Below are 12,994 nucleotides of genomic sequence, written 5' to 3'. Positions count from 1 at the left end.
CGCGCCGGGAATGGAAGGACTTCACGGAAGCGCGAATTGCCATGAATTCGGCGGGCTTCGACTCACCGTCCGAGCGCCGAGAGTCTCCCACGAAGGCGCCGCCCTCCCAGCGTCCTCAGTCGTCGGCTGGTGCCTGCGCGTCGGCTCCACCGGCAGCGAAGTACGGCAGCGGGTTTACCGCGCTGCCATTCCTTCGCAGCTCGAAGTGCAGCTTGACCGAATCGGTCTCCGTGTTCCCCATGCGGGCGATGACCTGGCCGCGCTTTACGGTCTGTCCTTCCTTCACGAGCAGTTCGCTGTTGTGCGCGTAGGCCGACATGTAGGTGGCGTCGTGCTTGATCATGACCAGCCGGCCGTAGCCGCGCAGCGTGGCCGCCGAGAAGACCACCTTGCCGTCGCCGGCGGCGCGCACGGGATCGCCTTTCGATCCGCCGAAGTCCACGCCCTTGTTCGTCCCGCCGTCGTAGCGCGCCACGACGGCGCCGTTCACGGGCCGAAGAAAAGTCCGGTCGACCTTGGCCGCGGCCACCGGCTTGTCGGACCCGGCGCGTGGGGCGGCCTTCTTCGGCTTGGATGACTTGGACGATCTGGAGGCCTTGGCGGTGCGCGTCGCCTGCTGCGTCGAGGGCTCGGAACGGGTGCCCGGACGCGCCGCCGAGGGGGCGGCCGCTGGCGCTTCGCTCTTCGGCGGCGGTGATGGCTTCGTTGCGCAGCCGATGAGCACGGTGCACGCCATCGCGCAGGCGAGGCCCGACGCGGCACGGCCGAGGCTTGTCTTGTACTGACCTGTCATGCGTCGACTGTAAGGCAGCGCCCACACGCACCGACGGTGCCGGGGCTCAGACCAGGTGCGACGTCAGCAGCTCGCGCACCCGCGTCACCAGCTCGGGTTCGCCGCGCCGCGCCGGCAGGAACTGGAAGGCCACCCGCGGCAGCGCCGGCAGGCCATGCGGGGGCGGCAGCCGGGCCACGCCGGCGCACAGCGCCGATTCGTTGAGGCAGGCCACGCCCAGCCCGGCCGCAAGGGCCGACTGCAGGCCCGCCACGCCGGACGCGACGTGGGCGACCGCGTACGGCACGCGCCGCTCGCGCAGCAGGCGGATCGTGAACTGGTGCAGCGAGCAGCTGTCGGGCAGCACCAGCAGCCGCACCGGCTCGCCGCGCACGATGCGCCGGCCTTCGGCGCCGACCCAGGCGAGCGGTTCGCGGCGCAGAGGTGAAGCAGGCGCCGGGGCGCCGGCCCGGGTGGAGGGCGGGTTGATCCGCATCGCCAGGCCGATGTCGATGTCGCCGCGCCCGTGGGCCGCCTCCATGGCGCTGCCCTGCAGGATGCTCACGTGCAGGCGAAGCTGCGGATAGCTTTCGCCGAGCCGGCTCAGCAGCCGGCTCAACTCGCCCGGCCTGAAGTAGTCCGTGACCGCGAGCCTCAGCTCGCCCTGCAATGTCTCGCCGTGCAGGTCGCGCAGGGCCTCATCGCTCGCGGCGAGCAGGTGTCGCGCATGGCCGAGCAGGCACAAGCCCGCCGGCGTCGGTGTCACGCCGGCCTTGCTGCGGTTCAGCAGCGAGTGGCCGACCCGTTCCTCGAGCTTGCGCATCTGCTCGCTGACGGCGGACTGCGAGAGGAAGACCGTCGGTGCGGCCGCGGTGAGGCTGCCCGCATCGGCCACTGCGACCAGGGTCCTCAATTGCTCGAGATCGAGTGGCTGCATGGGAATATCCATTCGAAAAACAGATGACATGCATCATATCTTCCTGCTATTCAGATGGAATCCTGCTTCCGACAATGAGGCTTCATTCATTGAAGGAGGCCACGTACCATGCCCCACATCGTCATTCATCTGTCAGGCCAGCCCGATCAAAAGCTGACTCGCAAGGTCGTCGACAAGGTGGCCGAGCTGACCCAGTCCGTGCTCGACAAGAAGCTGCCCGTGATCGCGATCACGGTGCAGTACATCCCGGCCGACACCTGGTTCATCGGCGGCCGGTCGCTCGCGGAGCTGGGCCAGTCGGCCTTCCATCTCGACATCAGCATCACCGACGAGACCAACACCAAGGCCGAGAAGGCGCGCTACCTGCGCGAGATCCACGCCGCGATGGCCGAACTCCGGGGCAACCTGCACGAGGTGTCGTACGTGCACCTGATCGACGCCCGCGCCGCCGCCTATGGGTACGGCGGCAAGAGCCAGGAATTCCGTCACCAGCAAGCAGGGGTCTGAGTGCCCGCTACGCAATCACCGCGTAGGCGACGATCTCGATCTTCATGCCCGGCACCACGAGCCCCGAGATGCCCATGCTCGAGCGGTTCGGGTAGGGCGCGGCGAAGAACTCGCGGTACACGCCGTCGATCTGGGGCATGTCCTTCACGTCGGTCATGTAGATCAGCACCTGGGTGACGTCCTCGAGGCCGCCGCCGGCCGCTTCCACGGCGCGCCGCAGGTTGGCGAAGGTCAGGCGCGCCTGGTCCTCGATGCGGCCGGTGTCGATGCTGCCGTCGGCGCGCACCGGCCCGTGGGCCGTGAACAGCAGGCCCGAGGCCTTCACCGCCCACGAGAAGGGCTGCGCGAGCGGCGGCAGGCCGGTGTCGACGATCTGCTTCATGACAGCACGGCCGCCATCGACGCCGCCACGTGGTCCACGTTGCCGGTGGTCAGTCCGGACAGGCACATCCGGCCCGAGCGCACCAGGTAGACCGCGTGCTCGTTGCGCAGCCGAGCCACCTGTGCCTCGCTCAGTCCGGTGTAGCTGAACATGCCGCGTTGCGTGACCAGGTAGCCGAAGTCGCGCCGTCCCTGGAACTTCTCGTCGAGCACCGCGAGCAGGCGTTCGCGCATGGCGCGGATGCGCTTGCGCATCGCGGCCGTCTCCTCGGTCCAGAGCGCGAACAGCGCGGGGTCGTTCAGCACGCGGGCGATCACGCGCGCGCCGTGCGTGGGCGGCGTCGAGTAGTTGCGGCGCACGGTCGCCTTCAACTGGCCCAGCACGGTCTCGGCCGCCGCGCGGTCGCTGCAGACCACGCTGAGGCCGCCGCAGCGCTCGCCGTACATCGAGAAGTTCTTCGAGAACGAATTGGCGGCGAAGAACTGGATGCCGGCCTGCGCCAGCGCGCGCAGCGCGAAGGCGTCCTCGTCGAGGCCATCGCCGAAGCCCTGGTAGGCGATGTCGACGAAGGGGATCAGTTCGCGTTCGCGCAGCACCGGGATCAGCGTCTGCCACTGCGCCTGCGAGAGGTCGACGCCGGTCGGGTTGTGGCAGCTCGCGTGCAGCAGCACGATGCTGTGGCGCGGCAGCGCGTCGAGGCTGGCCAGCATCCGGTCGAAGCAGAGGCCGCCGCTGGCCGGGTCGTAGTACGGATAGGTGCGGACTTCGAGCCCGGCGCCTTCGAAGATGGCCCGGTGGTTGTCCCAGGTCGGGTCGCTGATCCAGATGCCGGACTCGGGAAAGTAGCGGCGCAGGAAGTCGGCGCCGACCTTGAGGCCGCCGGAGCCGCCGGGGGTCTGGAGCGTGGCGATGCGGCCGCTGGCCACGGCCTCGTGCCCGGCGCCGAAGAGCAGGCGCTGGACCGCGCAGCGGTAGTCGGCCATACCCTCGATCGGCAGGTAGGGGCGCGGGCTGATCTCCTGCAGCAGCGCGGTCTCGGCCTGCCGCACCGAGGGCAGCACGGGCAGGCGCCCTTCGTCGTCGAAATAGACCCCGATGCTCAGGCTGACCTTGTGCGGGCGCGGGTCGGTCTGGAAGGCCTCCATCAACGACAGGATGGGGTCGCCCTCGTAGGGCGGGACATGGCTGAACAGCGAAGACGAAGAAGCGGGCATGGGAGTTTCCTGAAGAGGCATGGGGAAACCCCGAATTCTTCATATGGAGGAGTGTCATGCCAAGCCCGTTCTTGACGGCACATAATTTTGTCTCATTTCTATAATTTGGAGGTTCATTTATGCGCATCGAGTCCGACGACGCCGACCGCCAGCTGCTCGCGGCCCTGCAGCAGAACGCACGGCTGACCACCAGCGAGCTGGCGCAGATGACGGGTTTGTCGCAGTCGCCGTGCTGGCGCCGCATCAAGCGCATGGAGGACTCGGGGCTGATCGACGGCTACCACGCGCGCCTCAACCGCCGTGCGCTCGGCTACGGCGTGGTGGCCTTCGTGAGCATCAGCATCGACTTCCAGAACGAGTCGCGCTCGACCGAGTTCGTCGAGGCGGTGCTGGCGATCCCGCAGGTCGTGATGTTCCACGGCATCACGGGCACAGCGGACTTCCTGCTGATGGTGGTCGCCGAGGACCTGGACGCGTACTCGAACCTGTTGACGAGCAAGCTGCACCGCCTGCCGGGCGTCCGCCAGGTGCAGAGCAGCTTCTCGCTGCAGGAATTCCGGCGCTTCGACGATTTGCCGATTCCCGCGCCCGGGTCAGCCTAGTTTTCGCGGCAAATCACAGTGTCGGAACCCTGTCTAGTTCGGCAATCATTTGCATAAGGGCGAGACCCCTCAATTGCAGGTATTCGCCAAATTGTCAATATGCAATTGATCTGTTCGTTTGAATTGCTCATGCAGAAGAGGCCGTGTTTAATGCTCAAAAAAGGGGCAAAGGGCCTCGGGAGAAGAGTGAATGAGCCGAAGCAGGAGGCTGGAGGGAGCTGGCAAAAGCGCGCTGCGCGTGCTGATCGGCACGATGGCGCTGCTGGGCGCCGCCGTGGCGTTTGCGGCCGAGCCGGACCCGGCCCAAGCCCGCGAGATCGTTCAGGCCGCCGAGACCCAGGCGCCCGACACCGTCGCCGCACACCTGGAACTCGGCCGCGCCTATTTCGTGCTCGGGCAGTACGCGGAAGCCAAGATCGAGTTCGAAACGGTGTTGCGCTTCGACAACTTGCCGCAGGACCTCTTGAGCCAGGTCGAGATCTACAACCAGGCGGCGAAACAGGCGCTGGACGAGAAACGCGCACTCACGGGTTTCGGCTATGCCGAGACCGGCGTCGGGCGCTACCGTGTCAACTCGACGCGCGGCACCGACGCGCTCGGCGGCGGAGATCGCCGCGACACCTTCTACAACGCCCGCGTGGGCGGCGGCCTCAACTACGCGCTGCAGAACGGCTACGCGATCGATGGCAGCCTCGACTACCGATTCCGCTACTACGACAACCCGGACAGCCGGGACGACTCCGACCTGCGCTGGCGCCTGGCGGGCAGCCGCTCCTTCGGCGAGAGCAATCTGGCGGTCGGAGTCAGGGGCCGCACCAGCTATCGCGGCGATGGCGACTACCGCAATGATGCCGGGCTCTTCACGGATTACCGCTACCGGATCGACCCCGACAACCAGCTCACGCTGGGCGCCGAGTACCGCCGGCGCCGATATCCCGAAGGCCGCTTGCGTGATCGAAGCCGCACCAGTGCGGACGCCTCGGCCGGGTGGGTTCACTCGCTGCTGGACGGCAGCGGCAGCCTGACGGTCACGGCGCACGGCGGCCAGCACTTCGCGACCGACCGGCCGGACGGCAACTCCAGCTTCTACGGCGCCACGGCCGCGTTGGACTTCACGATCAACAACAAGCTGGGCTGGGGCACCTTCGCCTGGTGGGAGCGCGACGCCTACAACGTCGATCGGGTGCATTTCCACCCGGACACGCTCGACAACAGCGTCGTGCTGCGGCGCAAGGACAACCTCTACGAGGTGGGTGCCTATCTGGTCTGGGAGTTCGCGCCGAGCTGGACGCTTCGGCCCGAGATCCTGTGGATCCGCGATCAGAGCAACTCGGTCGGCTTCAATTACAGCGCGACCGAGTTCTGGCTCAACGTCCGCAAGGGTTTCTGATTTGCCAATGTTCGACCTGGATTTGTGCGCCTTGACAAACTCTATAAGCGCATTGATCCTAGTTCCAGCTTGCAATCTCAAGCGCACCTCATCGCAAGATGGTCGGTTTGTTTTGTCACGGAGACGACGTTTAATGGGCGCCAACCATCGGGCGGCTCGTTGAATTCGTGTGAAAAACAGAAGACGCGTCGAATCGATCGAAAAGAAATAACAAGGAGTAGGTATGGCTTCGACCGAGCAAAAGATGTCACGCATGCAGCTCACCGCGATGGTGGTGGGCGGCATGGTGGGGGCGGGGATCTTTTCCCTCCCGCGGACCTTCGCCAACGCGACCGGGCCGCTGGGCGCCGTCATCGCATGGCTCATCGCGGGCACCGGCATGTACATGCTGGCGCGGGTGTTCCAGTCCCTCGCCGAGCGCAAGCCCAACCTCGACGCCGGCGTCTTCGCCTATGCCAAGGCCGGCTTCGGTGACTATCCGGGCTTCCTGTCGGCCTTCGGCTACTGGATCGGCAGCTGCATCGGCAACGTCTCCTACTGGGTGCTGATCAAGTCCACGCTCGGCGCCTTCTTCCCGGTGTTCGGCGACGGCAACACCGTGATGGCGATCGGGGTCGCGTCGATCGGCATCTGGCTGTTCCACTTCATGATCCTGCGCGGCGTGCAGCAGGCTGCCTTCATCAACAGCATCGTCACGGTGGCCAAGATCATCCCGATCCTGGTGTTCATCGTGATCCTGATCTTCGCCTTCAAGATGGACCTGTTCAGCGCCAACCTGTACGGGGGCGGCCTGGAGGGCGGGATCTTCGAGCAGGTGCGGGCCACCATGCTGGTGACGGTGTTCGTCTTCCTCGGCATCGAGGGCGCGAGCGTCTATTCGCGATTCGCCAAGGAGCGCACGGACGTCGGCAAGGCCACCATCCTCGGCTTCATCGGCGTCACCGGCCTGATGGTGCTGGTGTCGATGCTGCCTTATGCCGTGTTGCAGCGCGCCGACATCGCGGGCATGCGCCAGCCCTCGATGGCCAGCGTGCTCGAGGCGGTCGTCGGGCCCTGGGGCGCGATCTTCATCAGCATCGGCCTGATCGTCTCGGTGCTCGGCGCCTACCTGGCCTGGTCGCTGATCTGCGCCGAGGTGCTGTTCACCGCGGCCAAGACCAAGGACATGCCGGCGGTCTTCGCCAAGGAGAACAAGAACAAGGTGCCGGCCAACGCGTTGTGGCTGACCAACATCATCATCCAGCTGTTCGTGATCAGCACCTACTTCTCGACCGACGCCTTCGCGCTGATGCTGAACCTCACCAGCGCGATGTCGTTGATCCCGTACCTGTTCGTGGCGGCCTACGGCTTCATGATCTCCAAGCGCGGCGAGAGCTACCAGCTGCGTCCCGAGGAGCGCAAGCGCGACCTGATCCTGGCTTTGGTCGCGGTGGTCTACACGATCTTCATGATCTACGCCGGCGGCCTCAAGTTCATCCTGCTGTCGGCGGTGCTTTACGCGCCCGGCACGCTGCTGTACATCTGGGCCCGGCGCGAACAGAAGCTGACCGTCTTCTCGGCGGTCGAGTGGGCCATCTTCATCGTCGCGATCATCGGTGCCGTGGTGGGCATCCACGGGCTCGCGACAGGAAGCATCACCATCTAGCCACATCCACTGGATACACCGTTTCAGACATCGAATTTGGAGGTCATCATGGCGACTACGGAAGTGAAAGAGACAAAGTTTGGCGTGCACTCGGAAGTCGGGCAGCTGCGCAAGGTGATGGTGTGCGCGCCGGGCCTGGCCCATTCGCGCCTGACGCCGAGCAACTGCGACCAGCTGCTGTTCGACGACGTGCTGTGGGTCGAGAACGCCAAGCGCGACCACTTCGACTTCGTCACCAAGATGCGCGACCGCGGCATCGAGGTGGTCGAGATGCACAACCTGCTGGCCGAGACGGTGGCGGTGCCCGAGGGCAAGAAGTGGATCCTCGACAACCAGGTCGTGCCCAACCAGGTCGGGCTCGGCTTCATCGACGAACTGCGCAGCTATCTCGAAGGGCTGGACCACCGCACGCTGGCCGAGACGCTGATCGGTGGCTTGTCGACCAACGACTTTCCCGAGTCGGTCGGCGGCAAGGCGCTCGCAGTCGTGCGCGAGGCGGCCGGTGCCACCGAGTACCTGCTGCCGCCGCTGCCCAACACGCTCTACACGCGCGACACCACCTGCTGGATCTACGGCGGCGTGACGCTCAATCCGCTGTACTGGCCGGCGCGCCACGAGGAAACCATCCTCACGACCGCGATCTACAAGTTCCATCCCGACTTTGCCGGCAAGGTCAACGTCTGGTGGGGCGACCCGACCGAGGACCACGGCCTGGCGACGCTCGAGGGCGGCGACGTGATGCCGATCGGCAAGGGCAACGTGCTGATCGGCATGAGCGAGCGCACCTCGCGCCAGGCCATCAGCCAGCTGGCGGCCACGCTGTTCAAGAAGGGCGCGGCCGAACGCGTGATCGTCGCGGCGATGCCGAAGATCCGCGCCGCGATGCACCTGGACACCGTGTTCACCTTCGCCGACCGCGATTGCGTGCTGCTGGCGCCGGACTTCATGAACCAGACCCGCACCTACTCCTACCGCCCGAGCAGCCATCCGAGCGGCGTCGAGCTGCATGCCGAGAACAAGCCCTTCGTGGACGTCGTGGCCCAGGCGCTGGGCTTCAAGAAGCTGCGCGTGGTCGAGGCCGGCGGCAGCGACTACCAGCGCGAGCGCACCCAGTGGGACAGCGGCGCGAACCTGGTCTGCGCCTCGCCGGGCGTGGTTTATGCATACGACCGCAACACCTACACCAACACGCTGCTGCGCAAGCAGGGCATCGAGGTGGTCACGATCGTCGGCGCCGAACTGGGCCGTGGACGCGGAGGCGGCCATTGCATGACCTGCCCGATCATTCGCGATCCGGTTGACTTTTGAGTGAAGGCCGGCCGCGAGGCGACCGGACGATTCGATCAACAGAGAGAGGAAGACAGCACGTGTCTGCTGCCCAACGCATTCGTAAATTGCCGAGGACCACGGCGCTGCTCGCGCTCGCGGCCGTGGTGTCGTTGTCGGCCTGCCGGCGTGCCGAAGAGGCCCCGGCGCCCGAGATCCGGCCGGTCCGCGCGATGACGATCGAGCGCCGCACGGTCGGCGACTCGGTGTCCCTGACCGGACGCGTGCAGGCGCAGAGCGAGGTCAACCAGTCCTTCCGGATCGACGGCCGGCTGATCGAGCGCAACGTGGACATCGGCGACCGGGTCAGGCCCGGCCAGCTGCTGGCCCGGCTCGACCAGATGAACGAGGACAGCAGCCTGCAATCCGCGCGGGCCCAGCTGGCCGCGGCGCAGGCCCAGGGCGCGGAGGCGCGCAACATGTTCAACCGGATGCGCGACCTGCTGGCCGAGAACGCGGTCTCGCGCGCGTCCTTCGAGCAATCCGAGGCGATGCTCAAGGTCACGCAGTCGCAGATCAATTCGGCGCAGTCGCTGGTCGACATCGCGCAGAACCGCCTGAGCTACACCCGCCTGCTCTCCGACGTGGCCGGCGTCGTGACGGCGCGCGGCGCGGAGCCCGGCGAAGTGGTGGGGGCCGGCCGGATGGTGGTGCAGGTCGCGCGCGAGGGCGCGATCGACGCCGTCTTCGACGTGCCGGCGCAGATCAAGGACATCGCGCCGAGCAATCCCGACATCACGGTCGCGCTCGGCGGCGACCCGAGCGTCACGGCGGTCGGCAAGGTGCGCGAGGTCTCGCCGCGCGCCGACCCGGTCACCGGCACCTTCGCGGTCCGGGTCCGCCTGATCAATCCGCCCGCGGCCATGCGCCTGGGAAGCACCGTCACGGGGCGCATGAAGCTCAACACCGAGGCGGCGCTCGACATCCCGGCCAGTGCGCTCACGCGCAGCGGCGGGCAGACCGCCGTCTGGATCGTCGATACCAAGGCCGGCACGGTGTCGGCGCGCAATGTCGAGGTCCGCGCCTATGACGCGGCCCGCGTCCAGGTCACGAAGGGGCTCGCACCGGGCGACGTGATCGTCACGGCCGGCGCGCAGGCGCTGCGGCCGGGGCAGAAGGTCCGCTGGCTCGAGGCCGCGAAGTGATCGGCCCGAACCTGTCGGAGTGGGCGCTCTCGAAGCGCTCGCTGGTGGTGTTCCTGATGATCATCGCGGTCGTCGCGGGCACCTTTTCGTTCCTGAAGCTGGGTCGCGGCGAAGACCCGACCTTCACCTTCCGCACCATGATCGTGGCCGCGGGCTGGCCCGGCGCCACGGTCGACGAGACCCTGTCGCAAGTCACCGAGCGGCTCGAGCGCACGCTGCAGGAAACCCATCACCTCGACCGCGTGCGCAGCTACACGACGGCCGGCCAGACCACGATCTTCGTCGACCTGAAGCAGTCGACGCCGCCCGGCGAGGTGGCCGACATCTGGTACCAGGTGCGCAAGAACATCGGCGACATGCGCCAGACCCTGCCCTCGGGCGTGGTCGGCCCCTTCTTCAACGACGACTTCGGCAGCACGTTCGGCATCATCTATGCCTTCACGGCCGACGGCTACACCTTCCGCGAGCTGCGCGACCAGGTGGAGTCGGCGCGCTCGCGCCTGCTGCAGGTGCCCGACGTCTCGAAGATCGAGGTGCTCGGCGCCCAGGACGAGCAGATCTTCATCGAGTTCTCGACCGAGCGGCTCGCGGGCCTGCGGCTGGACTACGGCGCGATCGTGGCGGCACTGCAGCAGCAGAACGTGATCCGTCCGGCCGGCACCCTGCACACCGAGCAGGAGCGCATGTTCATGCGCGTCACGGGCGCCTTCGATTCCGAGCGCGACATCGAGGCGGTCAACCTGGTGCTGGGCGGGCGCAACATCCGCCTGGGTGACATCGCGACCGTGCGGCGCGGCTTCACCGATCCGCCGCAGCCGATGTTCCGCGTCAACGGCAAGCCGGCCATCGGCCTCGCGATCGCGATGCGCGACGCCGGCGACATCCTGGCGCTGGGCCGCAACATCAAGGCCGAGATGGCCGACATCACGGCCAACCTGCCGCACGGCATCGAGCCCACGCTGGTGGCCGACCAGGCCGTCACGGTCGACGTCGCGATCAACGACTTCATGGCCTCGCTGTGGCAGGCCATCGCGATCATCCTGGTGTGCAGCTTCGTGAGCCTGGGCATGCGCCCGGGGGCGGTGGTGGCGCTGTCGATCCCGCTGACGCTGGCGATCGTGTTCGCGGTCATGGACCTGGTGCACATCGACCTGCACCGGGTCTCGCTCGGGGCGCTGATCATCGCGCTGACGCTGCTGGTCGACGACGCCATGACCACGGTCGACGCCATGCTGAACCGGCTCGCGGCCGGCGACACCAAGGACCAGGCCGCGACCTTCGCCTACCGAACGCTGGCCGCGCCGATGCTGATCGGCACGCTGGTGTCGATCTCGAGCTTCGTGCCGATCGGCTTCGCGCGCAGCTCGGCGGGCGAGTACACCTTCTCGATCTTCGCCGTGGTGGCGATCGCGCTGATCGTCTCCTGGCTCGGCGCCGTGATCTTCGCGCCGCTGGTCGGCAAGGCGCTGCTCAAGACGCCCAAGGCCGATGCGGTGGTCAAGCCCAGCAAGTTCCTGAATGCCTTCAGCGGCTTCCTGAAGGGCGCGATCCGGGCCAAGTGGCTGACCATCGGGCTCACGCTCGCGGCCTTCGTGGCGTCGATGTTCCTGGTGCGCTTCGTGCCGCAGCAGTTCTTCCCGGCCTCCGACCGGCCCGAGCTCACGGTCGACCTGACCTTGCGCCAGAACGCCTCGATCTATGCGACCGAGGAGCAGGCCAAGCGCTTCGAGGCCCTGCTCAAGGACGACCCGGACGTCGACCACTTCAGCACCTACGTGGGCCGTGGCGCGGTGCGCTTCATCCTCACGCTCAACGCGCAGCTGGCCAACCCCTTCTTCGCCCAGGTGATCGTGGTCGCCAAGGACCTCGAGGCGCGCGACCGGCTGCAGCTCAAGCTCGAGAAGGCGCTGGCCGAGCAGTTCCCGGACCTCGTGGCGCGCATCTCGCCGCTCGAGCTCGGGCCGCCGGTGGGCTGGCCGCTGCAGTACCGCGTGATGGGGCCCGACAAGGACGAGGTCCGCAAGATCTCGCTCGAGCTGGCCGGCCTCCTCGGCTCGCATCCGCAAGCCCGGCATGTCAACTTCGACTGGATGGAGCCCGCGCGGCAGATCCAGATCCGCATCAACCAGGACGAGGCGCGCCAGCTCGGCATCAGCTCCGCCGCGCTGGCCGGCATCATGAACGCCACCGTGACCGGAACCCCGGTCACCCAGGTGCGCGACGACATCTACCTGGTCAACGTGGTGGCCCGGGCCAGCGCCGAGCAGCGCCTGTCGCTGCAGACCCTGAGCACCCTGCAGGTGCCCACCGCCAGCGGCCGGATGGTGCCGCTGAGCCAGTTCGCGACCTTCTCCGAAGAGCAGGAGTCGCCGCTGGTCTGGCGCCGCAACCGGGTGCCGACGCTCACGGTGCGCGCCGACGTCATCCACGGCGCGCTGCCCGACACCGTGGTCGAGGCGCTGGCGCCCAAGATCGTCGAACTCAACGCCAAGCTGCCCAAGGGCTACAAGATCGAGACCGGCGGCCTGTCCGAGGAAAGCGCCGAGTCGAGCGCCTCGGTGTTCGCCGTGGTGCCGCTGATGATCGTGCTCATGCTGCTGAGCATGATGGTGCTGCTGGTGAGTTTCCGGCGCCTCGCGATGGTGGTCTGCGTGATGCCGCTGGGCCTGATCGGCGTGGTCATCACGCTGCTGGTCTTCAATCGGCCGCTGGGCTTCGTCGCCATCCTGGGCATCCTGGCGCTGATCGGCATGATCGCCAAGAACGGCGTGATCCTGATCGTCCAGATCGAGACCAACCGCGCGGAGGGGCAGGGCGTGCTCGACGCGGTGGTGTCTGCGGCCACCTCGCGGATGCGGCCCATGATGCTGACCTCGATCTCGACCGTGCTCGGCCTGATCCCGATCGCGCCCACGGTGTTCTGGGGCTCGATGGCCTTCGCGATCATGGGCGGGTTGCTGGTTGCCACAGTAATGACGCTGGTCTTCCTGCCGACGCTGTACATGCTGGCGTTCGGCAACGAGAAACCCATGCCGCCAGCGGGCGCGGTCGAGCCGGCGTGAGCGGACGGCTCC

The 12,994-nt window shown here is 67.1% G+C and carries 12 protein-coding genes; 8 read left to right on the top strand and 4 right to left on the bottom strand.

Annotated features, from left to right (window positions below; translation table 11 throughout):
* Nucleotides 1-115: 115 nt before the first annotated feature.
* Nucleotides 116-490, bottom strand: coding sequence for a murein hydrolase activator EnvC family protein (locus AC1DYK_RS02635; protein ID WP_478164837.1), 375 nt, complete (start codon nt 488-490; stop codon nt 116-118).
* A 25-nt stretch (nt 491-515) separates the two neighbouring features.
* Here AC1DYK_RS02635 and AC1DYK_RS02630 point away from each other — a divergent pair, with 25 nt between their 5' ends.
* Nucleotides 516-785, top strand: coding sequence for a hypothetical protein (locus AC1DYK_RS02630; RefSeq protein ID WP_478164836.1), 270 nt, complete (start codon nt 516-518; stop codon nt 783-785).
* 54 nt (nt 786-839) lie between these two features.
* Here the strand turns inward: AC1DYK_RS02630 and AC1DYK_RS02625 are convergent, their stop codons facing one another.
* A complete protein-coding gene (locus AC1DYK_RS02625; RefSeq protein ID WP_478164835.1) occupies nt 840-1,709 on the bottom strand; it encodes a LysR family transcriptional regulator in 870 nt (289 codons plus the stop codon).
* Between the two features lie 108 nt (nt 1,710-1,817).
* Between AC1DYK_RS02625 and AC1DYK_RS02620 the strand changes: the two genes are divergently transcribed.
* Nucleotides 1,818-2,216 (top strand): tautomerase family protein, encoded by a 399-nt coding sequence (locus AC1DYK_RS02620; RefSeq protein ID WP_478164834.1) that lies wholly within the window; start codon nt 1,818-1,820, stop codon nt 2,214-2,216.
* A gap of 7 nt (nt 2,217-2,223) precedes the next feature.
* Here AC1DYK_RS02620 and AC1DYK_RS02615 read toward each other — a convergent pair whose 3' ends face one another.
* Both AC1DYK_RS02615 and AC1DYK_RS02610 read right to left on the bottom strand, forming a co-directional pair.
* The gene (locus AC1DYK_RS02615; protein ID WP_478164833.1) at nt 2,224-2,598 is read right to left on the bottom strand and encodes a RidA family protein; all 375 of its coding nucleotides are present in this window, start codon (nt 2,596-2,598) and stop codon (nt 2,224-2,226) included.
* Nucleotides 2,595-3,791 (bottom strand): amino acid aminotransferase, encoded by a 1,197-nt coding sequence (locus tag AC1DYK_RS02610; RefSeq protein ID WP_478164864.1) that lies wholly within the window; start codon nt 3,789-3,791, stop codon nt 2,595-2,597. Before AC1DYK_RS02610 ends, AC1DYK_RS02615 begins: the two co-directional genes overlap by 4 nt.
* Before the next feature lie 140 nt (nt 3,792-3,931).
* Between AC1DYK_RS02610 and AC1DYK_RS02605 the strand changes: the two genes are divergently transcribed.
* The 6 genes from AC1DYK_RS02605 to AC1DYK_RS02580 all read left to right on the top strand — a co-directional run bounded on the left by AC1DYK_RS02605 (nt 3,932) and on the right by AC1DYK_RS02580 (nt 12,982).
* Nucleotides 3,932-4,414, top strand: a complete 483-nt coding sequence (locus AC1DYK_RS02605) for an Lrp/AsnC family transcriptional regulator (protein WP_478164832.1) — start codon at nt 3,932-3,934, stop codon at nt 4,412-4,414.
* 190 nt (nt 4,415-4,604) lie between these two features.
* Nucleotides 4,605-5,804 (top strand): tetratricopeptide repeat protein, encoded by a 1,200-nt coding sequence (locus AC1DYK_RS02600; RefSeq protein WP_478164831.1) that lies wholly within the window; start codon nt 4,605-4,607, stop codon nt 5,802-5,804.
* A 223-nt stretch (nt 5,805-6,027) separates the two neighbouring features.
* Nucleotides 6,028-7,449: a basic amino acid/polyamine antiporter gene (locus AC1DYK_RS02595; protein WP_478156903.1), complete on the top strand. Its 1,422-nt coding sequence runs from the start codon at nt 6,028-6,030 to the stop codon at nt 7,447-7,449.
* Nucleotides 7,450-7,497: 48 nt separating this feature from the next.
* A complete protein-coding gene (locus AC1DYK_RS02590) occupies nt 7,498-8,757 on the top strand; it encodes an arginine deiminase (RefSeq protein WP_478156902.1) in 1,260 nt (419 codons plus the stop codon).
* A 59-nt stretch (nt 8,758-8,816) separates the two neighbouring features.
* Nucleotides 8,817-9,920, top strand: a complete 1,104-nt coding sequence (locus AC1DYK_RS02585; RefSeq protein ID WP_478164830.1) for an efflux RND transporter periplasmic adaptor subunit — start codon at nt 8,817-8,819, stop codon at nt 9,918-9,920.
* Nucleotides 9,917-12,982: an efflux RND transporter permease subunit gene (locus AC1DYK_RS02580; RefSeq protein WP_478164829.1), complete on the top strand. Its 3,066-nt coding sequence runs from the start codon at nt 9,917-9,919 to the stop codon at nt 12,980-12,982. Before AC1DYK_RS02585 ends, AC1DYK_RS02580 begins: the two co-directional genes overlap by 4 nt.
* Nucleotides 12,983-12,994 lie beyond the last annotated feature (12 nt).

Source organism: Variovorax sp. P2_H12 (genome assembly GCF_056403395.1).
This window is presented reverse-complemented; position numbering and strand designations above follow the sequence as displayed.